At 57.3% G+C, this 21,443-nt stretch carries 21 protein-coding genes and 3 pseudogenes; 10 read left to right on the top strand and 14 right to left on the bottom strand.

The window, feature by feature from the left end; all coding sequences use genetic code 11:
* Positions 1–210: 210 nt before the first annotated feature.
* Positions 211–1,953 (bottom strand): transposase, encoded by a 1,743-nt coding sequence (locus BLV25_RS12520; RefSeq protein ID WP_092733807.1) that lies wholly within the window; start codon positions 1,951–1,953, stop codon positions 211–213.
* Between the two features lie 218 nt (positions 1,954–2,171).
* Here BLV25_RS12520 and BLV25_RS12515 point away from each other — a divergent pair, with 218 nt between their 5' ends.
* Positions 2,172–2,711 (top strand): hypothetical protein, encoded by a 540-nt coding sequence (locus BLV25_RS12515; RefSeq protein ID WP_092733804.1) that lies wholly within the window; start codon positions 2,172–2,174, stop codon positions 2,709–2,711.
* Positions 2,712–2,948: 237 nt separating this feature from the next.
* Entirely contained in the window at positions 2,949–3,086 is a 138-nt protein-coding gene (locus BLV25_RS18245) for a DUF7837 family putative zinc-binding protein (RefSeq protein ID WP_455429065.1), read from the top strand.
* A 642-nt stretch (positions 3,087–3,728) separates the two neighbouring features.
* On the opposite strand, the gene gvpM is transcribed toward BLV25_RS18245, so the two are convergent.
* From gvpM to BLV25_RS12465, 10 genes are read right to left on the bottom strand one after another with little or no spacing between them, the layout of a single operon-like run.
* Positions 3,729–3,986, bottom strand: coding sequence for a gas vesicle protein GvpM (gene gvpM, locus BLV25_RS12510; RefSeq protein WP_092733800.1), 258 nt, complete (start codon positions 3,984–3,986; stop codon positions 3,729–3,731).
* Positions 3,986–4,831: a gas vesicle protein GvpL gene (gene gvpL, locus BLV25_RS12505; protein WP_092733796.1), complete on the bottom strand. Its 846-nt coding sequence runs from the start codon at positions 4,829–4,831 to the stop codon at positions 3,986–3,988. The genes gvpM and gvpL overlap by 1 nt, the downstream gene beginning before the upstream one ends.
* Entirely contained in the window at positions 4,828–5,169 is a 342-nt protein-coding gene (locus BLV25_RS12500; protein ID WP_092733792.1) for a gas vesicle protein K, read from the bottom strand. Before BLV25_RS12500 ends, gvpL begins: the two co-directional genes overlap by 4 nt.
* Before the next feature lies 1 nt (position 5,170).
* Positions 5,171–5,515: a gas vesicle protein GvpJ gene (gvpJ, locus tag BLV25_RS12495; protein WP_092733790.1), complete on the bottom strand. Its 345-nt coding sequence runs from the start codon at positions 5,513–5,515 to the stop codon at positions 5,171–5,173.
* Positions 5,508–5,930: a protein gvpI gene (locus BLV25_RS12490; RefSeq protein WP_092733787.1), complete on the bottom strand. Its 423-nt coding sequence runs from the start codon at positions 5,928–5,930 to the stop codon at positions 5,508–5,510. The genes gvpJ and BLV25_RS12490 overlap by 8 nt, the downstream gene beginning before the upstream one ends.
* Entirely contained in the window at positions 5,927–6,475 is a 549-nt protein-coding gene (gene gvpH / locus BLV25_RS12485; protein ID WP_092733784.1) for a gas vesicle protein GvpH, read from the bottom strand. The genes BLV25_RS12490 and gvpH overlap by 4 nt, the downstream gene beginning before the upstream one ends.
* Positions 6,475–6,726 carry a gas vesicle protein GvpG gene (gvpG, locus tag BLV25_RS12480; RefSeq protein WP_092733781.1) on the bottom strand — a complete coding sequence of 84 codons (252 nt, stop codon included), beginning with the start codon at positions 6,724–6,726 and terminating at the stop codon, positions 6,475–6,477. Before gvpG ends, gvpH begins: the two co-directional genes overlap by 1 nt.
* A 6-nt stretch (positions 6,727–6,732) precedes the next feature.
* On the bottom strand, positions 6,733–7,371 hold the full coding sequence (gvpF, locus tag BLV25_RS12475; protein ID WP_092733857.1) for a gas vesicle protein GvpF: 639 nt from the start codon (positions 7,369–7,371) through the stop codon (positions 6,733–6,735).
* Positions 7,364–7,939: a PadR family transcriptional regulator gene (locus BLV25_RS12470; RefSeq protein ID WP_092733778.1), complete on the bottom strand. Its 576-nt coding sequence runs from the start codon at positions 7,937–7,939 to the stop codon at positions 7,364–7,366. The genes gvpF and BLV25_RS12470 overlap by 8 nt, the downstream gene beginning before the upstream one ends.
* A gap of 2 nt (positions 7,940–7,941) precedes the next feature.
* Positions 7,942–9,552: a gas vesicle protein GvpD basic region 2 domain-containing protein gene (locus BLV25_RS12465; protein ID WP_092733776.1), complete on the bottom strand. Its 1,611-nt coding sequence runs from the start codon at positions 9,550–9,552 to the stop codon at positions 7,942–7,944.
* Between the two features lie 196 nt (positions 9,553–9,748).
* Between BLV25_RS12465 and gvpA the strand changes: the two genes are divergently transcribed.
* The 5 genes from gvpA to BLV25_RS12440 all read left to right on the top strand — a co-directional run bounded on the left by gvpA (position 9,749) and on the right by BLV25_RS12440 (position 13,435).
* Positions 9,749–9,979: a gas vesicle protein GvpA gene (gvpA, locus tag BLV25_RS12460; RefSeq protein ID WP_010890519.1), complete on the top strand. Its 231-nt coding sequence runs from the start codon at positions 9,749–9,751 to the stop codon at positions 9,977–9,979.
* A 90-nt stretch (positions 9,980–10,069) separates the two neighbouring features.
* Positions 10,070–11,218: a MucR family transcriptional regulator gene (locus BLV25_RS12455; protein WP_092733773.1), complete on the top strand. Its 1,149-nt coding sequence runs from the start codon at positions 10,070–10,072 to the stop codon at positions 11,216–11,218.
* Positions 11,215–12,258, top strand: coding sequence for a gas vesicle protein GvpN (gvpN, locus tag BLV25_RS12450; RefSeq protein ID WP_092733770.1), 1,044 nt, complete (start codon positions 11,215–11,217; stop codon positions 12,256–12,258). Before BLV25_RS12455 ends, gvpN begins: the two co-directional genes overlap by 4 nt.
* 24 nt (positions 12,259–12,282) lie before the next feature.
* The gene (locus tag BLV25_RS12445) at positions 12,283–12,642 is read left to right on the top strand and encodes a gas vesicle protein GvpO (protein ID WP_092733767.1); all 360 of its coding nucleotides are present in this window, start codon (positions 12,283–12,285) and stop codon (positions 12,640–12,642) included.
* 28 nt (positions 12,643–12,670) lie between these two features.
* Positions 12,671–13,435 (top strand): ParA family protein, encoded by a 765-nt coding sequence (locus BLV25_RS12440; protein WP_092733764.1) that lies wholly within the window; start codon positions 12,671–12,673, stop codon positions 13,433–13,435.
* A gap of 19 nt (positions 13,436–13,454) precedes the next feature.
* Here BLV25_RS12440 and BLV25_RS12435 read toward each other — a convergent pair.
* From BLV25_RS12435 to BLV25_RS12420, 3 genes and pseudogenes are all read right to left on the bottom strand, one after another.
* Positions 13,455–14,412 (bottom strand): annotated as a pseudogene (locus BLV25_RS12435) (RNA-guided endonuclease InsQ/TnpB family protein); the annotation flags it as partial.
* Between the two features lie 465 nt (positions 14,413–14,877).
* Entirely contained in the window at positions 14,878–16,962 is a 2,085-nt protein-coding gene (locus tag BLV25_RS12430; RefSeq protein ID WP_092733761.1) for a VCBS repeat-containing protein, read from the bottom strand.
* Between the two features lie 573 nt (positions 16,963–17,535).
* Positions 17,536–18,072, bottom strand: a complete 537-nt coding sequence (locus BLV25_RS12420) for a hypothetical protein (RefSeq protein ID WP_092733755.1) — start codon at positions 18,070–18,072, stop codon at positions 17,536–17,538.
* Positions 18,073–18,369: 297 nt separating this feature from the next.
* Here BLV25_RS12420 and BLV25_RS12415 point away from each other — a divergent pair.
* The 3 genes and pseudogenes from BLV25_RS12415 to BLV25_RS12405 all read left to right on the top strand — a co-directional run.
* Positions 18,370–18,858: pseudogene (locus tag BLV25_RS12415) on the top strand (ISNCY family transposase); the annotation flags it as partial.
* Between the two features lie 86 nt (positions 18,859–18,944).
* Complete coding sequence (locus BLV25_RS12410) at positions 18,945–19,829, top strand: IS1595 family transposase (protein WP_092733752.1); 885 nt, start codon at positions 18,945–18,947, stop codon at positions 19,827–19,829.
* A gap of 26 nt (positions 19,830–19,855) precedes the next feature.
* Positions 19,856–21,112, top strand: a pseudogene (locus tag BLV25_RS12405) (transposase); the annotation flags it as partial.
* Positions 21,113–21,443: the final 331 nt, after the last annotated feature.

The following is a 21,443-nucleotide window of genomic DNA, read 5'->3' as shown; positions in this document are numbered from 1 at the left end:
CTATATCAAAATTTGGTACGTGAGCTGCGAATGTCGGTGAAAACGTTCACGAGAAACGCAGAATCACAATCAAAAACAGCCCTCTCCCGGAGAAACCCACCGACCTGAACTACCAAGAAACTAATATACTTGCTAAACGCCCACAATACGGTCGAAAAACGAGTGGCTACCTACTGATGGCTCTCACGACCTGCTGCCCCGAACCGAGCGTTAAATGAGTGTGACCAGCTCCTTATCCAGCCACTCCAAGAATCGTGACAGCGTGATTCGCGGTTTCGTCCGCGTCTCAATCACGCCAATTCGCTCCTGGGTCAGGAAGTCCACCAGCAGCCACATATTGTAGACGATACAGCCAAACGCGAAGTGGAACCACCGGACCTCAATCTCTTTCGATGTCGTCCACGCTGCTATATCCTTAATCGACGAGTACGACGTCTCAATCGCACCCCGATCACTGTATTTCTCGATTCGATTCCTCGCCGCCCGCCGATCCAACGCAAGCTCATCACTCACCTCGAGATTCGTCAGAAACGGCTGGGGTGACCCAGACTCGTGCGTCTCGTCGTCGTCATCCGGTGGCAGCACCACGACGTTCGTGGATACTTCCGTGTTCGAGACGTCGTGTTTCACCGGCCCGTACATCGAGACATCCGTGTTCACGTACAGCGGCGTATCATCTGCCTCATCATACCCGCGTTTCAACTGGTCGAACCGATCGCACATACGCCCGATGCGGTCGTTTTTCACGGCGGGAATCACGTAGTTCACCCCCTTCGCTTCGAGCGTGTAAATCACGTCCGCAGCGTGGAACTCCCGGTCGGCGTACACCATCCGGATGTTCACATACTCCTCAGCGATCGAGAGGAGTCGCCGCGCGACATCACCGACATAGTATGAGCTGTCCGTGCCGGCGTACGCGTGCGTATCGGCGTAGTCAGTACTCCCGAGCGGGCAGACTCCAACGGTATAGTGCGTGTTCTCTCCAACAATCACGACAGTGGCGAATTTGTGACACCAGTCGTACTCCTTGTCCTCGGGTGCGCCTTGGATCCACACCATCTCATCCCGATCGCCGTAATAGGCGACGTACGTAATATCCAGCGCAATCTTCGCTCGCACCCCGAACCGTGATCCGTTCTCGTGTTCGAGTTCATGGAGGCGCGGTTTCGCGCGCGTGTACGTCTTCCGTAACGCGAAGTTCATCACGGTCGTAATCTGCTCGACCGACATCTGCTTCATCGCCTCAAGCAGTGTCTCCCCAGACGGGCCATCCTCATAGAATGGGTCATCCAACTCTGGGTCTGGATTCTTCAGATCACCCATTATCTCGCCTGCACCGTTCGCTGCCGACCGTTTGATCGCGGAAATCGCTTCCAAGACGAGTAACTCGTCTTTCTCGTAGACCGCCTCATCCGGACGTGGAAGCGATAGTGACGGGATGGCAACCGTCTTCAACTCATCGAGCACTTCCCGGCCTTTCTTCCGTAACAAGCGTTGCTCAGTACGATTCGACAGATCCGATTCGGACCCCGCGTCTGCATCAGTCTTTCCAAGCTGGTACCCGAGTGGTGCGCCACGTTCCGCAGCAAGCGTCCGAATCTGGTCTGCGGATCGAGTGACCGTTGCTTGCAGGGCGTCGAAGCGGTCGTGTAGCCGAACCGGTTTGAACGTGCTTTCCGATGGCAGGTCATCAGGCGCAAACCCGAAGGTCTCGGCTAAGTCCGGGCGGTCTGCCAGCCGATCAGGGATTCCGCTGAGTGATTCTTGCTCGACGGTCGCCCAGAGGTAGGCGAGGAACATCGGGCGGAACGGGGTGCCATCGTGCCAGTCCGGGTGCGCGTCTCCGTACCGGTACGTCTGCACGTCCAGCTGGTCAGCGAATGTGACCCAATCTGTGTCCGCATCAATGATTTCGTCGGCTTGCTTTACGAGAGACGTTCGTACCTGATCCATCTGTGAGCGCGCCAAATATTACTGTGAATCACAGTCGTGAGGCAGTTGGAGGGCGAAGCGTCGCATCTATCTTCCTGTTATCAGGGCGGCCCCATCAATCGGTATGCGCGCTGTGAATTACGAATTGGGCGAATTCAAGAATCAGTATAGACGGTGAATCACTCCAAGTCAATAATTAGTTTGATTTATACTCTTGGAGTGCCATTGCTTCGTTAGCAATGGAACACGGGCTCATCGAGGAGTTTCTCCGAACGAAGGGAGCACTCGAAATCGTCGTCGAAATCGGGCGCGGGAGTGCGTCATTCCAGGATATCGAGGACGCCGTCCTGGTCAGTTCGTCGACGGTCGCGACACGACTCCAAGACGGCGTCGAGAAGGAGTTAATCGAAATCACGCATCGCCCGACTGATCACGGGACGGAGAAACGATACGAACTCACGCGCGTCGGGACCCGCGTCCACGACCGTATTCAGGAGATTGACGTGGACAAGACAGTCCGGAAACTGCAGCGGCTTCAGCGGGAGCGCGCGACCGACATCGAACAACTCATCGGGCGACTCAATCGAGATAAGTTGATCATCGGCTACGAACATGAGCGAAACCCACCCGCCATTCCTGAGGACACCATCCCACCAGAGGAGGCCCTTGGGGGCCTTGAGCCACCGTCAGAGAGCGATCAGGAAGCAGCCCACCGAAAACGGCTCGAAGACGACCTTGTTGAATTGGATGAGGAGACCGACGACGAGAGTGAGGATTAGACGGAGGGAGCGGTCTGTCTCTGTGCTCTGCGGTATCTGTACGTACCACTTGGGTGGTGAGTCTCCTCCGTAGTGCTACTTCCACCAATGACCGTGAGTGTCAACCAGCCGAATACCACCAGTCGTTCCACGTTCAGTGGTTCCCTGAGTTATATGTAGTCTTCACTTCTCACGGGATTGTAGGGGTGGTTGAGCTCCAGTCACACGCTCCCCCCTCGTTTCCACTTGTCGACTCATATGAGTACACAGAATCGCCATCTTGGTAAGTGCCCGCACTGTGGTGGTGAGATACTGTCGTACCACGTTTTGATCGAGTACACGTCGGGTGTGTGGGCGGAATGTCCTGACTGCCGGGACGTCGTCGACCCAGAATAATACCGTATGTTCGGGGTTTTGAAGCGGTTTTTCTCGTCTCCGAGTGGGTCTGTGGTGGTTTTTGAGTGTCGCCGGTGTGGAGCCAGCGGTTCTTCAGCGTCCGAGCAGTGTTCGGAGTGCGGGAGCCGCGAGGTTGCTCGGTATGAGATATAGCAGCCTTCCAATTGCGTTCGGTTGGAAGGATTCCAGTCTTTCGGTCGCGTGAGCGTGCCAACAACTAATTCGCAGGAGGGTAGGTTCAACTCGCTCTGTTTGAGTCAGCCGGTACGTAGGTCTGCTAGCTGAACAGTGTGGTAGTAATTGACTATTGGTGAAGACCTTTGAAGTCCGCTGAACGCTCTGAAGTTGAGGCCAGTCTGTCATCCAAACCACTTCCATTCTGGCCTCAACCGACAGAAGGGCCAATTTTTTCGATTGTGAATCCTTCACGAGAATCACGACACCCTCGGCGACGAGTTCCGAGAGATCATCTGCGATGACAGTGATGACTGAATTCTTCTTCGCGTTCTGAGAGAAACCAAGAGTTCACTCGTGAGCAGGGCTGCAAGAGAACCCTCAGACGGGTGAGGAATCTCCGCTGAACCTGTGCATTATTCCCCAATATTCGCAACACGTCGTATTCTCGTGCCATACGACCTCAAATCACTCCTCTCGCTGACCGGCGCGAGATGAGGTCGTGAACGCTTCGCCCTGCCGTTGTCGATGCGCAGCATCCCACTCCTCGAACATGCCGTAGTCCGTCATGGTGGTCATGCCAGCGATTGCTGCCCGGAGGCTGATGCCGATCAGGGGAATGTCGGCGACCGTCACGATCACATCCGCTTGAATCACGGCCCCCTCGCGCAGTAACACGTCGACGAACTCGACTATCGCGTGTGTCTCGTCTTTCGTTGGCTCCATTATTCACCGATATCTGGCGCGAACGTGTACGGTGGCCACGGCCCCGTGAATCGAATCTCTACTCCCTCGTGTTCGACGATTGTATCCAATCGATCACCGAGAGCGGTCTCGTCGTCCTCGTCCGCGAGAACGGCGAACCGCACGATTTGTTCTTTCTCGACGGACGAGTGTTCGTCGTGCAGCGGCGTATTTGTGTCCTGTTCGGTCAGGTTATTCACGACCGGAGTGATAGCCTCTTCCAGTTGCTCTGCTAGTTCCGTCTGTCGTTCCCGTTTCAGCTCTTGGAGCCGCTGATCGTATTGTTTCTCGAGGAGGAACCGCTTCCCGGCGCCGGATTGTTGCTTGCGCTGTCGTAGTTCTCGGAGCTGGTCGTCCTGGTCTGCGATGGTCTCCTCGAACGGAGCGGAATCCCACAACAGATTGGTACGATATTCCCACACCCCCGTGAACGACGCTAGCTCGTCGCGAATACCCTCGTAGTGGCCCTCCAACCACCGCTCGAGACTCGCATCACCGCCCTCGAGGACCGTGTCGAATCGCATCGGCAGCGGCGTCCCGAACGCGTCGCCCGCCGCATCGACGACCTGCTGATGTGTGAGCAGCCATCGCTTCACCTGTTCGAGGTCTTCCGTCTCGTAGACCGTCTCGCAATCGTGGACGACGGCGCCCACGCCATTGACCTCAACGACGTAGACGGAGTTGTCGTCGACGCCAGTCGTGGACAGGGTCGCCGGTTCCGCCGACGTGGTATCGACCACGCAGTATAGATAGCGGCCGTCGCTGATCGTCCGTTCCTCGTTCGTCGCTGTCTGCTCTTCTTCCGGGCTGGGACGGTGGTCAGTCATGCGTTATCACGCTGGGATTCCGTCGAGCCGCGACGTGACTGCGTCTCGTGTTTGGAGAGCTGTTCGATAGCGTCGCGGATCACGTGGTCGAGGTCATCCTTGAACTCGGAGACCTCGGCGTCGATGTCCTCCTGCTGTTTCAGTCGTTCAAGCTCCTCTTCGAGAGCCTGTAATTGTCGCCCCAGTCGTTCGATTTCCTCCTCCGAGAGCGACCCGGACTCCATCCGACGTACGGCTTCTTGTTCGAGGGCCTCGACCAGCAATTCGACGACAGTCACGACCAGCGCCGTGAGCCCGCCTTGCAGGTCGTCCTCGTCGCCGTCAAGCCCTAGTTCCATCTCACTCGGTCTCCTCCGTCGACGTGGACGCCGTCGGCGTCGAATCGTCCGACAGTGGGTTCGTCGATTCGGTCTCCGATTGGGTTTCCGACGCTGGGTCGGACTGGTCCGGTGAGATATCCGCGGCGGATTCGACGCGCTTCATATCCGTCCCCGTCGGGAACTCGAGTCCGTATTCGGCCGCCGTCTCGAACGAAGCGATCGCGGCCCGTAACTCGATGCCGAGGAGCTCCGTGTCGCCGACGCTGACCGCGATGTCGGCGTTGACGACGACCCCCTTGTCCAGCAACATCTCCAGCATCTCAGCGAGGTCGCCCTGCGAGCGCGTCGGTTTGGGATCACTCATCGTTCGCCTCATCCTCGGTGGGACTCTCGTCCGACGAAGCGGATGCCTCCGAGTTTCCATCGGCCGTTCTCCGGTGAAGCCGCCGGCCGTACAATCGCTCTCGAGCCGGCATATCCGAGTACTTCGGAGTCTTCGGGACGGTCGAGTGGGAGTTGCGTGCCGCGTTCTCCGCGTTTGACTTCTGAGACGGCATCGTCGAGTGACCCGCTGGATTCTCGACCGTCTCCCCGTCGGTATCGTCGCCGTCGGAATCGCCACGCCGGGTTTCCGACTGTTTCCGGTTGCGGGTCCGACGCCGGGCGAGTTTCTCGCGCTGCCGAAGCAGCTTGCGCCGAGCCTTGTCGCGGTTGATCTGCGCCTTTACCCGTGCCTGTCGTACTTTCTGCTCGTGTTTCTGCTGTTGTTTGTCGTTCATGTGGGTTCGCCTCCATCGGTGTCCGATGTTCGCGTTAGCCGAATTTCGAGGATCTGATTTCTAAGTGTCATATCGGTGATCGCCACATCCGGCCGGTCGAGCACGACTCGCTCGACCACGTCGTCGTCGACCTGTAGCGTGAGTGCCTGCTCGTCGGTATCGAGTGCGACGTCGATGTCGTCGTCCGTCACGCCAGGCAGATCTGCGATCACGACGAGTTCGTCGCCGTTCGTTCCTTCACGGGTCTCGACGTGAATCGGATCGTCTGTCATCCCTCGCTGACCGGTTCGCTGTTCGGAACGGGACCGTTCGGACGACAGTCCCTCGTCGTGAGACGACCCGTCTGCTTTTCCCAGCCCGATAGAAACGTCGTAGTCGTAATTGACTCGGATGTTTCCGCGGTCGATACGGCCCGACTCGTGTCGGTGACCGCCCTCCTCTTCGATGTCGGCGAGCGTCTCGACGAGCGTGCGTAATTGGTCGAGCAGTCCGCTGGGCCGAGACGGCTGGTCGTCGGGCGCGCCGTCGTTTTCGTCGGGCACCATTATTTCTTGACCTCCATGCGGTCACGCATCTGCTCTTGGATCTGCTCGGCCATCTCCAGTTGCGATTCGAGTTCTTGCTTGCGCTGCTGGTGTTCCTCCTCGGACCGTTCACCGACTTCGTACAGGAGTTGGTTCTCCTTGATGTCGTCTCGAATCGATTTGGTGTCGTACATCTCGTTGAGCGCCATCGTCTGGAGGATGTCCAGCAACGAGAAGAACGGACTCACGAAGAGGTCGTCAACGATGAACATGCAGTGTCACCCTCCTTGTTGTTGTTCCGCACCGATGTGGATGTCCACGAAATTGTAGGGAGGCCACGGCCCCGTGTACTGGATCGTCAGGTCGTCGTGCTCCGCTTCGACGTCGTCGATTGCAGAGTCGAAGGCGTCGCGTTTATCGCGGTCCACGAGGTACGACTTGTTGACGATCAGGCGGTCGGTGAACAGATCGTTCTCAGTCTCGTTGATGCTCAGGTCTGCCAGCTGGTTTGTGACGGTGGCTTGGACGTCGTCCTGAGGGACTGCGTCGTCAGCAGGCGCAAGTATCTTCACCCCAAGTTCAACGGTCCCCTCAATATCGTTGAGCGTACTGCGCAACGCGCGTCGCGCCCCGCGCAACACGCCCTTCAGCGTGCGCGCGTTTTTGAACGCCATCCCGAAACTCATCGGGACGACGGTGTGCCCCCCGTCGTACTCCAGCACCTCTTGAAGCACGGTGTTGTGCGCTTCCACGTCCTCGTCGGTGCGCTCGGGGTCGGTCGTGTCGATCTCGGAGACGACGGCCGAGAGCGTCTTGTAATCGACCGTGTAAATCCGGTCTGCGCCAGCGACGCCTTCGACATCTAATTCGAGGTCTTGCTGTTTGATGATGCCGTAGGTGTACAGGTTCTCACTCATCGGTCTCACTCCGGTGGGATTGTGACTGATTGGCTTTGCAATCGGTCAGGGCTGCCTTGAGGACGAACGAAAACAGCAGCAACTGATCGGCCGCGTGGTCTACTCGGGTGAATGCTGCGTCAGGATCGGGGAGGCGATACACTTTGCGCTTGCTCAATTTTTGCATTTCAAGAATACCGTCGTCTGCAAGGTCACTTAAATGCGGATATACTGTGCCCGGACTCAGGTCTGTCCCAAACACTCGCCGAATATCTTGTAACAGTTCTTTGCCGCAGGCGCCATCGCGCGCAGCGATCAGGAGCAGGAGAATCGCGTCGATGTGTTCGGTAACGATCTCATCACTGATCGTGTGCAGCTGGTCATTGTCAAGCCACCCGTCTATCGTAGCGACCGCGTCATCAGTCAGCGGCGTATCCGTGTACCGTTGCGCCGCTCCCTCATCATGCGGCTGGTCGTCGTGAACTGATGCACCGTTGGAGTCGATCACCGATTCGAGATCGGATACTGTGACCGAGATTGTGGCGTCGGCGTTGATGTCCGCGGTGAGTTCCTCCAGCAGGTCGTCCATTGTTAGACCATCTCCGTGAGCGTGATTTCAGGGATCGACTCTGACTGGTTGATGCCGATGCCGAGCAGAGGCGTTAACGGGTTTTCGCCATACAGGATGATGGCGTCACCGGACCGTTCCAGCCGGAAGTGCATATCGGCAACCCGATCCGCTCGCGTGCGGAGTTCAGTACCCGGCTTGGTGATGAGCAGTGTCAGGTCGTTGTGGAGAGCGACATAATTCGCAAAGTCACCCAGCCGGGTTTCGAACGCCTCCTGCGCCGTGTCCATGCTGATCACGTGCAACAACGGGGTTTCACTTTCTGCTCGAACCTGTTCAATGTAGGCTATGTATGGCTCGTACGCGAGTTGCCCGCCTTCTATGGGTGACTCAAGGTCGTCATCAATTGGATGCGACTGGTCACCTCCTGTACCTGCATCCATCGAACGTGGCTCATCGGCCTGCTCATCTGTCTCATGTGCCGGCGTCGCTGCATCGTCCGCTGTGGTTGTCGCTGCCATCTCAGCAGCGGACGCATCGGTGTCCAGTTGGTCGTACCGATCTGCATCGTCAGAGGGGCCAGCGTATGTTTCGAACACGTGGCAGTAGGTATTGAAGACCTGTGGAGAGAGCACCGTATTGAGATCGTTGTGGAGTAAGCCGGGACTGCCCTCCCGGGGTGGGACAACCGCAACGCCCATCTCCTGAGCAAGGAAGTTACGAATCGTCGGGAGCGTCAACACGCTCCACGCGTCACGAGACAGATCGGGTCCGAGGTCGAGATGAACGACGCTGCCGCGGTTGTAGCCACCCGAGAGGATCCGGTCAAGATCACGGATGCCAGTCGAGAATTTCGCCTTCGAATTCGACAGGGGCTCCCACGTGCCATTCCCGGTTCCTGTTCGGATGGTTGGTAATTCGACTGGCGTGATTGCTTGGAACTGGCCGTCGGCAAGTGTAAACGGCTGTAAGCGGTTACCGATCCGAACACCCCGAAGCTTTTCCAAGCGAAGATGCCGACGCGTTCGGCCGCGGTCGTCCTCTTCAACCTCCAAGGTGACGACACCATCGACGATGTATTCAAGCGATGCAGACGCCGCTGTTTCTGACACCAACATCAAACGAATGTTCTCTTCGCGGGCAAGAACGACCAGTTGATTCGTCACTGTCTCGATGTCAGGGGGGTCGTCGTGGCGCGTCGCCAAGTACTCGTAGATGAGCTCCCAGCTATCGAATGCGATTGTGAGTTGCGTGGTCGCGGCATTGATCTCTTGGATCCATTCGAGGAGCGAATCCAGATCGAGTTTCTCGAATGGAACGTCTACGTCCAGTGGGAGTTCGAATGGGTCTTGGGAGAGGTCAAGAATCGCGGTTGTGTCAAGTGAGGAGTGATCGTCGAAGTACATCTCGTGAATCGTCTCCTGATCAACGCGTGTGGACACGTAGAGGACATCACCATCCCGGTTCAACACATCGAGACCGCGGATCGTGAACAAGGTTTTGCCCGTGCCTGGTGCGCCGTTGACGAGGAGCGTTTGCCCGGTATCACCCGTGAAAAACTGGCTGATCTCGCGCGGGAACAGCGCGAGCCCGGTGTGGTCTGTGGGCGGTTGAGCTGGACTGAATGAACTCATTACGTTTCTCCAGTCGTTGGCGGGAGAGCACTCACGACTGGTAGGTGAGGATTTCTTTGCATACCGACCTTACAGAGATGTTTATGCTCCCCTTACTTAGAAGTACGACTCATTACAGGAGATGAAACGGGTGGTGAAACGACTACTGAAACTATACATACTATTTTGTGACGGGCGAGTACAGTTGTGAATGCAAATGGCGCAGCCAGATTCCTCAGGCTTGGCAGAAGTGCTGGATCGCGTACTGGACAAAGGTGTCGTCGTGGACGTGTGGGCTCGCGTGTCGCTTGTCGGCATCGAAATCCTGACCGTCGAGGCGCGGGTCGTCGCCGCCTCGGTGGACACCTTCCTCCACTACGCAGAAGAAATCGCCAAGATCGAACAAGCCGAACTTACCGCCGGCGCCGAGGCGGCACCCGAGGCCTGACGCACAGACCTCCCCTTCGGCCCGGCGTAAGAGAGGTGAGTAGATTGCACACCATACCATTAACACCCTTCTTTGATACACACTAAACCCATGAGTGTCACAGACAAACGCGACGAGATGAGTACGGCCCGCGAGGAATTCGCGGCGGCACAGTACGAATTCGAATCATACGCTGACGAGTTTGCAGCTGATGTCGCGGCACAACAAGACGAGGTCAATGACCTCGTTGAGGCGATCGGCGACGTTCAGGCGGAGATGACCAGCACGACAGACGCATTTCACACCTATGGTGACGAGTTCGCCGCTGAGGTTGACCACCTCCGTGCCGATATTGACGCCCAGCGGGACGTGATCCGTGAACTCCAGGACGCGTTCGAGGCGTATGCTGACACCTTCTCGACAGATGTCGCAGACAAACAAGATATCGGCGATCTCCTGGCTGCGATTGAGGCGCTCCGCACGGAGATGAACACAACCCACGAGACGTTCGACGCATACGCAAACGATTTCGCAGCCGATGTCGCTGCGCTCCGTGATATCTCCGAGTTGTTTGCAGCAATCGACGACCTGCGAGCGGAATTCATCGCCGTGCACGACGCATTTGACGACTACGCTGATGACTTCGATGCCGAGATCACCCTATTCCACGCTGCCACCGCAGACCAACGCGACAGCTTCGACGCTACCGCCGACGCCTTCGCAGCGTACCGAGAGGAGTTCCATGGCGAGGAGGTAGAAGCACTGCTCGAGGCGATCGATGACTTCCAGCAGGAAATCGGCGACTTTCGAGCGGAGTTTGCAACGACTGAGGACGCCTTCGCTGCCTTCGCCCGTGACTTCTACGGCCACGAGATCACGGCCGAGGCAGTCGCCGCCGACGCGGAAGCCGAACCCGTGGAGGATGAAGCGGACGTAGACGCGGAAGCAGCGGTCCCTCCAGACGAAGCTGGCGGAGAATCCGCCGGTACCGAGGACGAAGAGACAGAGCCGGTCGAAGTTGAAACGACGGCTCCGGACGCAGAAAGCAGTCCTGTGGACGCGACAGACGAGGCGGAAGCGGGGGACGCAGAGGAGGAGACAGAGGAAGCAGCGCCGGAAGACATGGTACAGTGCCGGGTGTGCGGCGAATACTATCAGGCCATCACGGAGCCCCATCTCCAGACCCACGATATAACGATTCAGGATTACCGCGACGAGTACGGTGAGGACATCCCCCTTCGGCCGGATGATCAAGCATGACGAACGAGTCCCGTAAGCGCAAGGTCCGAGGGTCGCAGATCCGCTCCTCACGCGGCGACAAGAAACAGGGGCGATCGCAGAGCCGTGATGATAAGGAGATCGAGCGTCTCGAGAGACAGAACGGCGCTCGTCGTCAGGAGTCGTCCGCCCATATCGACGAGGGGTTCGTCCCGGAGGAACAGTCCTTCGTCGAGACCGAATCGGTCAATCGAGTCGAAACGCGGATGGAGCGGTGGCTCGACGTCGGACGACCCACTCACCTGATCGGACCGACCGGCTGTGGGAAAACGTCGCTGGCGATGCACGTCGCGCGCGAGCGCGATCGGCCGGTCGTCTGGATCAACGGCGACGCCGAACTCACGACCAGCGATCTCGTCGGCGAATACGCCGAAAAAGAGCGTATCTCGGAGCGCGACCAGTTCATCCACAACGTCGTCAAGAGCAAGGACATCATCCGTGACCGGTGGGTTGACAACCCCCTGACGCTCGCCGTGCAAGAGGGGGCGACGCTGGTCTACAACGAGTTCTCCCGAACCAAGCCCGTCGCGAACAACGTGCTGTTGTCGGTCTTCGAGGAGGGTGTGCTCGAACTGCCGGGGAAACGCGGTAAATCCCGGTACGTGGACGTGCATCCCGAGTTCCGAACCATCCTGACCTCGAACTCCGTCGAGTACGCCGGCGTCCACGAGCCGCAAGACGCCCTGCTCGACCGCCTCATCGGGATCTACATGGACTTCTACGATCTCGACACGGAGATCGAGATCGTCCGGGCGCACGTCGACGGGTCGACCGGCACGAACGTCGAGGACATCGTGCAGGTCCTGCGTGAACTCCGCGAGCGGCTCGATATCACCGTGGGCACCCGGGCCGCAATCATGGCTGCCGAAGGCGCCACCACCGTCGACACCGTCGACCAGGCCGTCCTGACCGACGTCTGTACCGACGTGCTGGCATCGAAGGTTGCCCAGCGGAGCGACGTTCGCGAGCTGCGCGAGGAGATAGAATCCGCGATCGACGACATGGAAGTCGGCCTTTCTTAATATCCGGGGTCTCTACATAGAAGCATGGCAGATCCAGCAAACGATCAATCTGAACGCGAAGAAGGCGACGAGGACGACGAGACACCACCAGCGTCCGACGGGGAGTCCTCGCCGTCGGCCGATTCATTCACTCTCGCCGATGCGCAGAAGCGAGCACGAGAGGCGGCACAGGACCTGTTAGAACACCAGTTCGAGGGAATCATCAAAGCCGAGCCAAACGACGAAGGCTGGCGGACCGTCGTCGAGGTCGTCGAACGGAACGCCGTACCCGATACCCAAGACATCATCGGTCGCTACGAGATCACGCTCGACGAGACGGGGACCGTCACGGGCTACGAGCTCCTAGAACGCTATCGTCGGGGCGACATGAAAGAGGAACTGTAGCGGTGCGTCGAAAACACGAGAGATATATATGGCCCAGCGACTGACCGTAGCGAACGAGAAAGGCGGTGTGGGGAAGACGACGACTGCGATCAACGTCGCCGGAGCCCTCTCCGACCGCAGGCACGACGTTCTGTTCGTCGACCTCGATGCACAGGGGAACGGAACGGTCGGACTCGGTCTCGATGCGTCCTACACCGACGACGGGGTCTCCCTGTACGATATACTCACGGATCTCGACGCGCAACAGCAGATCGACGCGGTGATTCGTTCACACGAAGAGTTCGATGTGCTCCCCTCCCACATCGATATGTTCAATGCGGAGTCCGAGTTGCAGACGGCGATGCGCGGGCGTGAGCGGCTGTGGATGGCCCTGGACGAGCTACACGCCGACTACGACTACATCGTCGTCGACGCACCCCCATCGCTGGGGCTACTTACGGACAACGCGCTCCTCGCCTGTCGAAATGTCCTCATCCCGGCGTTACCCGAAGAGGCGTCCCGACACGCGATGGATATTCTGTTCGAGCACGTCAATACGCTCGAGGACGGATACGGTGTCGACATCGACACGGTCGGGCTCGTCGTCAACCGAATCGAGGTCGACGGTGAGGCCAACCGGATGCTGGAGTGGTTCGACGAGCAGTACGAGTCGCTCCCCCTCTGGCGAATCCGGAACCGGGTCGGGATCAAACGTGCGTGGACGAACGGGACCTCCGTCTTCAGTCACGCGGAAACGACAGACATGGACGAGCGATTTCAAGCCATCGCCGCTCACCTCGAACGGACCGAGTAAACTACCCCACCCTACTCGCTCACGGTTTCTTCTCGCGGGCCGGAGGCCCGCTCGAATGGTCCGCGGAACTCCGTTCCGCGCTATCGCCGTTCGCTTCGTTGAGGGGGGGGGCTTTCGCGTGGACTCCCGCTCTGGCCGGACTCTCCGGCAGGGGGTTCATACTCCCCGTTCGCGTTCAACATCCCGTGATTCAAGCGCACGCCTACGGGTGTGCTCACTGAGCTAAGCTCAGTGGCATGCCAAAAATCTTTGATTTTTGAGCATGCCTCCGCCGTCCCCAGTTTGGTTACGACGGAGATAGCGTAAACCGACGTTCTTTGCGGCGTTGTAGTCGGCGTGGTTCTCGTACCCGCATTTCAGGCACACGAACTCCTCACCATTGCGGTTGTCTGGATGGGTGAACCCACAGTGCGAACACCGCCGTGACGTGTTCTCCGGGTCCACCTGCTCTACGTCGATGCCATACAACTCGGTCTTGTATTCGACGTACTCGTACAACTAATCGAAGGCCCACTTGTGCCCCCACGACGCACCGGAGAGGCGGTCGCGGATGCCGGTCAACTCCTCGAAGGCGATGACCGTACAGCCGTTTTCGGTGGCTTCCTCGATGATGCCATTGGCAATCCGGTGGAGCATCATCGTGAACCGACCTGTCTCCTTGCGACCGACCGCTTGGATGTTTTCGTGGGCATGACGGCTCCCACACTGTTGGAGCGAACCACGCCGTTTCTCGTACTCCCGTCGCCAGTGGTCGAATTCGTGACCACTCCAGAACGTGCCGGTCGAGGTGACAGCGAGTTGGTTCACGTTGAGGTCAACGTCCTCAGAAATCAAAGATTTCTGATGGGCTGCACAAGAGCTTTGCTCTTGTGAACGCCGAGGACCGTCGGGTGCCCGGTCGTTGCCTGATCCACCGTGTCAGACTCCACCTCCGGCTTTGTACGGAGATGAAGGAACCACTCACCGCCCTTGTTATACGCTGAATATTCGCAATACCACGGCGTTCACGCCGTGGATACGCGCCGTCACTTGGGAGAGGTTCAACGTTGGACAACCTCCCCTGATCTTCCGACGCTGACGTTTAAGTGACAGGCACGCCTATTCGCAAGTAGGAATCGGTCGGAACGGAGCGGATTCCGAACCGTCCTTCGGAGGCGGCCTATCCGCCCACGTAACGAGGCAGTATCCGAAAGACCAGTCGGCACAGATTCGGCGTTTGGATTTCTACAAACCACCAATTAGGAAACATACCTCTGTGGAAATTCTATTGGTCAAATACTATCTACGGTGAAACAGCCGCTCAGTAGGGATGCGACTTTAACAGGTAATTCGCTCGATTAATACACGAAAAAGGAGTCGTCATGTGGGAGTTATATGGCTAGGGGCATACTAGGTGATGCTGCCGCGTCACTCCTACCCGCTACGCTTCGACAACGTCAGCTCTACCCGGCGGACAACATCTTCCCAAAGGGCAATGGCGAGAGTGGTTCCACGTATTCGGAGACTCCCTTCGCGACGACCACCTTGATTCGCGTCCCGTCGCTCCGAGTGACATACGCCTCGTCGGAAACCGTGTCTCCCGACACGCTCACGCCATACAACTCCGCCGGACTGTTGATATTCTCGGCGTACACCAGCTCGGGCCGACCATCGCCGTCTATGTCACCCTTCCCGAACGGAGCCTTCTTCGCCTGTCCAGCACTGGACAACGTAGTCGTTCCACCCCACTTGCTGTTACACTTGTACTTGCCGCCAGGGTTAGCTCCACACCCCACCAGCACTGGGTTGTTACTGCCGTCCACAATTGCGATTCGTTCCTGTCCGTCACCGTTGTAGTCCGCCACACTCCCGATTGCCAGGCCGCTGCTCGACGCAGGCTGATGCTCGGACACGTACGTACTGCCGTCGTCGTCCAAGATGGCAATCTTTTGCCCGTTCGTCACCGCGGCGATTTCGTCGCTACCGTCGCTATCGATGTCCCCGATTCCAACGACTGCCCTCAGCGTCTGCGGGAACGCAGCAACTAGTTGACGTTCTCCACCGGGAGCTTTCCGGTACAGGCCGTCTTCGTCGTTGTTGTTCGCGAAGAACACCGACTTCGGACTACCCTGCCACGTTCCCGCAGCGATGCCGTCCTTCTTGGCGCTCACACTGCTCAAGAGAGTCGTCGGACTACTGTCGCTGCTGTCGATGTACTTGATGTTCCCGCTGGTGTCAACGAACGTCACCTCAATCGCGCTGTTCGCGTCCACGCTGATCGTCGACCCAACTGTCTCGACGTTCCCACCTGCCGCGTAGGTAGTTATCGTACCCGACGCCCCGACCGTTTTTAGAGTCCCACTCGTCGAATCGACAAACGCGATGTCGGCACGGTCGACGCTACCGTCCCCACCGTCCCCACCATCCCCACCGCCCCCACTTTTTCCTTCAAAAATGACTTTGTGTTCTTCTCCACTGCCAGGGATTGAGATATTCACATCCTCGCCAGACCCAGTATAGGTAAACGTCACTTCGCCTGATTGACTCACTCGTTTCGAGGTGCTTCCCACCACAGAGCCGTTTGCAGTCACAGTTACATTTTGATCGCCGACCGGGTTGTTGAATTTGTCTCGGACGGAGACTGTGAATTCCTCATTCGGTTGGACTACAGTATCTTCACTCGTTGTTAGATACCGTGGACCAGGTTCCGTAGTGTCGCTCCCAACACCGATTTTTGCGGTTCGCAGCGTATAGTCACCCCGCAGCGTAATGTTTACAGTTCCGTTGCGAGGGCCGGGAGAGACATCAGTAAGACTCGTCCGGGTCTCCATCAAGTCAGGTGAGACCTTTGTGGGAATCGTGAGTGTCATTGTTTCCGCGTCTCCCTCGGGAGTGATTTCCACTGGCTCATATGGCGCACTCAACGAGACTGGGTCAACACTTACCGAGCCCGACTGGGCGGTGTTGAGCGATCCATTCAACGCTACCAACGTGATGGTGTTGCTCTCCTCGTTGACGAGTACTTGCCCCGAGACTGGGATTACGGGGGAATTCTCAGCGTCTGGATGGTAGACCGAGAGAATCGACGATTCATAGAGTATGCTTGGCGCGTTATCGTACTCGTGGTAGTTTGGCTCATACGAGAGCGTCTTTGTTGACGTATTCCACGTCCCCCCGATAGCTTCGAAGAAATCGTTCGTCTCCGCATTGTTCGCGGAGACGTTCGTCAGTTGAATCGCTCCCGCGTCTGAGGTTTGGAGCGTGCCTGTTGCTGGTGGGGGGTTCACTAAGAAGACTCGTGTCGGGTATTGTGTGCCGAGTGTCACTGAAGCTGGCTGTATGGTCCCGGTGCCAGCGGCTCGCAGAATGCTATTCCGCACGTCAGTCATCTGGTTTTGCACGGTTTGGCTGTGCTTGTACTCAATTTCCGCATTCTGCGAGGGGACGATCGTCATTTGGTAGATAGACATCGCAATAATCAGCGTGGCGAATAGCAGTATCGCCCCGATTTGCACGGTGACTGCTCTGTTATCGTCCCAGAAGTCCACGGATATCAGGATTTATTCAGGCACTGACTTAAGCGCGATGCCTGTGCCGATTGCGGCTGTCATCAAATGCTCTGTAGTAGTACCCAGAGATTGTTGCCGACAATTAGTATCCCCCAGAGGATGATGGCACTCCATGTGCCGATCGAGAGCCAGTATAGTTGCGTAGCCTCAGACTCGGATGCTCGTGAAAACAGCCACGTGAATACGCTCATCATAAGAAGCGAACCCAGATAGAGCGGGAAGTGAATACCAATGAACGTGGTCAGACCTTGATTGAGATAGGTCGCTAACCACAGATTCGTCTCAACACCGACGTCCAGGACATTCACTGCAAGATACGTGAGCAGCGGGTCGAGGACAGTATGTAGGAGTAATGCAGCAAGGCCAAGTATCCAAAATCGCCGTACTCGGGAATCAGAAAATCTCGTGGCCCACGTTTCAAACATGTCTTGAGAGTGGTAATACGGCGAGAAAGCCGATGAAACCCCTAAAATGTGGGGAATCAATCATACTCCGGCCTTAGATTGGAAATGGTAAATAAGTTATCTGTACTTAGCGTTCAGGAGTTCGTCTTCACTCACTACTCTCTTCGGCTTGATCGTCCGCAATAGGCTTGAGTGATTCTTCCATGCGTTCGAATTTGGCTTCACGATGCTCTTCCTCTGACGGAGCTTTCGGTACGAATGATGCGCCCTCTGACAGGTCAACATCCTCGCCCTCCAAGGGGTCCGAATCCGCGACCATCTTGCGGATCTCCATATCTCGGTTGAGCTTCCCGATCAGCTGCTCGAACGACGTATCACGCTCGTGACGCAGCCGACGCAGTTTTCGAACCTTCCGCTCGAATTCCGTCTGTTCTGCCCAATCATAGATTCGCCGTCCAAGCACTGTGAGCTTATACCGCTTTTCGGTTCCATGCTCAGTCGGCCTGTGGCTCACCGTGAAAATATCGCGTTCAACACCCTCGGATAACCGTGAGGACACTGTCGAAGAACTCACCGCAACCGCGTCGACGAGTGCGTTAAACGTCGCTGTTCCTGTCCCAATCTCCGTGACGAGTTCCGGTGCGCCCTTCTGCCGGAGAAACCCCTCCAGGTCGTCTAATCCCATCGTATCCACGCATTCGCCACCAGCCACTATAAATCCAACCAATAGATAACTCACACCGGTATTCAGTCTATACCGTATTTTAGCCACAACCAATTCTTCAATTACAGCCTGCACACCCCTTCATACATCCGCAGTGACAAGCCCTAGACAGACTACCAACGCTAATGGCTGACCCTAATTTTACTCTATTCTATACCGATATTCGCTATCTCAGCAGTGCTACACTGGGACTGAATCACTCCACAATCTGGCTAGCGCCACGCTACCAGTGCAGTAGCTCGGCTCGGAGGCGGGATAATGACGAGTGACCCGTCGGCGGTCGCCCAGTCAATCATCGTGCACGCGGAGACGCTCTGTGAGCGCGAAGACCACCTCTGGGACGTCATTCGCCAGCTCTCGATTCCAGTTGACGACCTCGAGGACGCCCGCGACCAGAACAAGGCCGATTTCGAGACCGATGAAATGTTTCGCACGCTCCTGTTCAAAGGGATCCGTGGGATCTCACAGAATGAATTAGCGCAACAGCTCGGTCGGAAGCAAACCCTCGTCAAGAGCTTCCACTTCGATATTACTGACCTCGAGAAGACGCCGACTCAACAGCAACTCTCGTACACGCACGCACAATTCAGCGATGACACCCAAGAAGTCCTCAACCGGACTGTGGCTGGCGTCCGGCAAGTCGCGCTCGACAATAATGTCCTCACAGAAGCTCTCGTGCCGTCCGTCCCAACTGAAACCGAGGAAGAGAAGTCACAGAGCACGAGCGAGTACAAAAAAGAGAACGCTCTTCTGTAGGAGATTGTTGATACTGCTGAGCTGCCGCTGTTGAGTCGAAGAGGACAAGGACACCGCGTCAGCGGTGTCCGACACGAATGATTCCGCTGGATGTGTTTGGGTCGGAATCGGTCGCAGCGGACCTGCTGCAACAGGTTCGCTGGCGTGACGGTGTGACTTGTCCCCGCTGCCGTTCTGACCGAACGGTCAGAAACGGCAGCTATCGGCAGTTTCAGCGGTATCTCTGTAAGGATTGCGACCGCACATTCAACGATAAGACCGGCACGATCTTCGCTCACTCGAAGATCGCACTCCGCAAATGGTTGTTTTCGATCTATGCGTTTTTGCGGTTTAACACGAGCCTCAGGCAGTTACAGTGCGAAATCGAGGTCACCTACAAAACGATCCATAGGCGTGTCGAGCGCTTCGCCGAAGCGCTCAACGCGCCGTCACTCGATCTTTGTGGCCCGGTTGAAATTGACGAGTTCTATGTCTCTGCCGGATTGAAAGGCCGCGAGCGCGACCGCTGGTCGCGCTCTCGCGGCCTCTCTCGACGCGGACGCGGAACGTATGATCAAGACAAACCGCCTGTGTTCGTTCTCGTGGATCGTGGCACCGAGCAGCGGTACGTTGTGCCAGCGAAATCCGCAGATGAATCGACGATCCGGCTCCCGCTGACTGACCGCCAGCAGGAGCCTCTCACCGTCTATACCGACGGATTTTGCGCGTACGATCCGCTTACAGAAGACGAAACATTCGACCGCGAATACGTCGTTCACGGAGACGGTGAGTACGCCGACGACACGGTCCACGTGAACACCTGCGAGAGCCACGCGTCGCTGGCGCGACGGTGGCTCTCGCCGCATCGAGGCATCTCAAAAGACCGCCTCACACAGTATCTCCGAGCGTTCCAACTCAGACGAGAACTCTACCGCAAACCAGGACGAGAAGCGCTCAAATACGCCGTCAAAGCGACTCTCTGAAATCAACAATGTGCTACACAAGAGCGAAAGAGAAAGCCCAGAAGACGCTGACGCTCGCTCGCAAACACGTCATCCCCGAGTTCGACACGCACCGAGCGGCCCACAAGTCGTACTCCGACGAGGTAATCTTGGATATGTTCGCGAGCATCTGCGCGAACAACGGCAGTGCCCACTCAGAAGCCGAGTACGGCTGGCTCACCGACGACGACCTCACCTGCGATGACTCAACGTTCCTGCGGGCAATCAAGAAAATCGCCACGCCCGAGGGGTCAGACGGGCAGCTCACGTTCGCGGATTTCGAGGACGATGATTCGATACCCGAGATCGACCAGATTCGGGACGCGATTATGATGGCATTCAACGCCGCCACGGAGAACATCATCAATTCAATTCGCGGCGACGATCCCTTCGACTCACGGGAGACCGTTGCAGCCATCGACATCACCCACGAGCAGTTCCACGTCTGGCCGTGGGAAGACAAAGAAGCGGGTGTCGCCAAGCCGGACTATCCGAAGATGGTGAGTGGCTACAAGAAGGACGGCGAGTACAAACGCGGCTACAAGTACGCCACCATCACGCTTGTTGGCGACCACGCACCGATTGTCCTCGGTATCGAGCCGGTCAAAGAGGATTCTGCGTGGGAGCGTGACGATTCACCATCGTACTCAAAGGCTGACTTAGTGAGCCGATTGCTCGACCGCGCCGAGCAGTTCGTCGATCTGGATATGGTGATGTTCGACCGTGGGTTCTACGCCAATCGCGTGTACGCGAACGTTGACGAGCGTGGGCTCACGTACCTGTCGCCGGTCCCGCGATACGAAGACGATTTAGCAGCGATCCAGGATGTCCAAGCGCATCCCACGGCGGACAAGGCCGTCGAACACGGTGTTCCGCTGGGCATCGACGGCGACGTTCATCACGAGGCGGAGTTCCTCTACGCGCCGAGCACACGCGACGACGCTGACGGGAATTACGCAGTGTTCGTGACCAACAAGGACCGCGTTGAGCCGGAGGAAATTGCGAGCGTGGTGAACGGCTACAGTCGGCGGTGGGACATCGAGAACCAGTACAAGTCGATCAAGGACTTTCTGCCGAAAACATCGTCGACGGACTACCGACTGCGCCTGTGTAACTTCGCGCTGTCGACGCTGATCTATAATCTGTGGCGGCTCACAGACTATCTGATTAAGGTCGCGCTCGATGAGCCGGTCCGGTCGCCGCCAGTGATCACGGCGAAGACGTTCGTGCGGGCGTTAGGCGACTTCCTCCGAGAGTTCGGGTAACGCTTTTCTCACGCCGGGTTCTCCGACTCAGTAGCGGCTGCGCTGTTCATTTTCGCGTATCTTCACGGTATCTGTCAGTAGTTCGAGCGATGGTCACTCGGTAAGTCGATCTCGTCCGGTTTTCGTGGTGCTTGCGCACTCACGAGCTCCCAGAATTTCCAGTTTCGTTTGTAGCCCTAAAAGGACGCGAAGAATGTGAGTCGGTGAACGCCACAGCCTCGAAGGGTATGCCGACGTGCCGACTGCTCAAAGCACGCGACACGATACCCCCGACTCTGTTGAATCCTGCTGGCGTCCCCGTGGCAAAAACAACATCGGGACGCCGTACACG

This window comes from Halopenitus persicus (genome assembly GCF_900107205.1).
GTDB lineage: Archaea > Halobacteriota > Halobacteria > Halobacteriales > Haloferacaceae > Halopenitus > Halopenitus persicus.
The sequence above is the reverse complement of the archived record's forward strand: the minus strand, read 5'-3'. Positions and strand labels throughout refer to the sequence as shown.

What these genes read in the sequence shown, in the direction of transcription:
- BLV25_RS12520 (WP_092733807.1), bottom strand. Translation starts at nt 1,953, where the DNA reads ATGGATCAGGTACGAACGTCTCTCGTAAAGCAAGCCGACGAAATCATT.
- BLV25_RS12515 (WP_092733804.1), top strand. Translation starts at nt 2,172, where the DNA reads ATGGAACACGGGCTCATCGAGGAGTTTCTCCGAACGAAGGGAGCACTC.
- BLV25_RS18245 (WP_455429065.1), top strand. Translation starts at nt 2,949, where the DNA reads ATGAGTACACAGAATCGCCATCTTGGTAAGTGCCCGCACTGTGGTGGT.
- gvpM (WP_092733800.1), bottom strand. Translation starts at nt 3,986, where the DNA reads ATGGAGCCAACGAAAGACGAGACACACGCGATAGTCGAGTTCGTCGAC.
- gvpL (WP_092733796.1), bottom strand. Translation starts at nt 4,831, where the DNA reads ATGACTGACCACCGTCCCAGCCCGGAAGAAGAGCAGACAGCGACGAAC.
- BLV25_RS12500 (WP_092733792.1), bottom strand. Translation starts at nt 5,169, where the DNA reads ATGGAACTAGGGCTTGACGGCGACGAGGACGACCTGCAAGGCGGGCTC.
- gvpJ (WP_092733790.1), bottom strand. Translation starts at nt 5,515, where the DNA reads ATGAGTGATCCCAAACCGACGCGCTCGCAGGGCGACCTCGCTGAGATG.
- BLV25_RS12490 (WP_092733787.1), bottom strand. Translation starts at nt 5,930, where the DNA reads ATGAACGACAAACAACAGCAGAAACACGAGCAGAAAGTACGACAGGCA.
- gvpH (WP_092733784.1), bottom strand. Translation starts at nt 6,475, where the DNA reads ATGGTGCCCGACGAAAACGACGGCGCGCCCGACGACCAGCCGTCTCGG.
- gvpG (WP_092733781.1), bottom strand. Translation starts at nt 6,726, where the DNA reads ATGTTCATCGTTGACGACCTCTTCGTGAGTCCGTTCTTCTCGTTGCTG.
- gvpF (WP_092733857.1), bottom strand. Translation starts at nt 7,371, where the DNA reads ATGAGTGAGAACCTGTACACCTACGGCATCATCAAACAGCAAGACCTC.
- BLV25_RS12470 (WP_092733778.1), bottom strand. Translation starts at nt 7,939, where the DNA reads ATGGACGACCTGCTGGAGGAACTCACCGCGGACATCAACGCCGACGCC.
- BLV25_RS12465 (WP_092733776.1), bottom strand. Translation starts at nt 9,552, where the DNA reads ATGAGTTCATTCAGTCCAGCTCAACCGCCCACAGACCACACCGGGCTC.
- gvpA (WP_010890519.1), top strand. Translation starts at nt 9,749, where the DNA reads ATGGCGCAGCCAGATTCCTCAGGCTTGGCAGAAGTGCTGGATCGCGTA.
- BLV25_RS12455 (WP_092733773.1), top strand. Translation starts at nt 10,070, where the DNA reads ATGAGTGTCACAGACAAACGCGACGAGATGAGTACGGCCCGCGAGGAA.
- gvpN (WP_092733770.1), top strand. Translation starts at nt 11,215, where the DNA reads ATGACGAACGAGTCCCGTAAGCGCAAGGTCCGAGGGTCGCAGATCCGC.
- BLV25_RS12445 (WP_092733767.1), top strand. Translation starts at nt 12,283, where the DNA reads ATGGCAGATCCAGCAAACGATCAATCTGAACGCGAAGAAGGCGACGAG.
- BLV25_RS12440 (WP_092733764.1), top strand. Translation starts at nt 12,671, where the DNA reads ATGGCCCAGCGACTGACCGTAGCGAACGAGAAAGGCGGTGTGGGGAAG.
- BLV25_RS12420 (WP_092733755.1), bottom strand. Translation starts at nt 18,072, where the DNA reads ATGGGATTAGACGACCTGGAGGGGTTTCTCCGGCAGAAGGGCGCACCG.
- BLV25_RS12410 (WP_092733752.1), top strand. Translation starts at nt 18,945, where the DNA reads ATGATTCCGCTGGATGTGTTTGGGTCGGAATCGGTCGCAGCGGACCTG.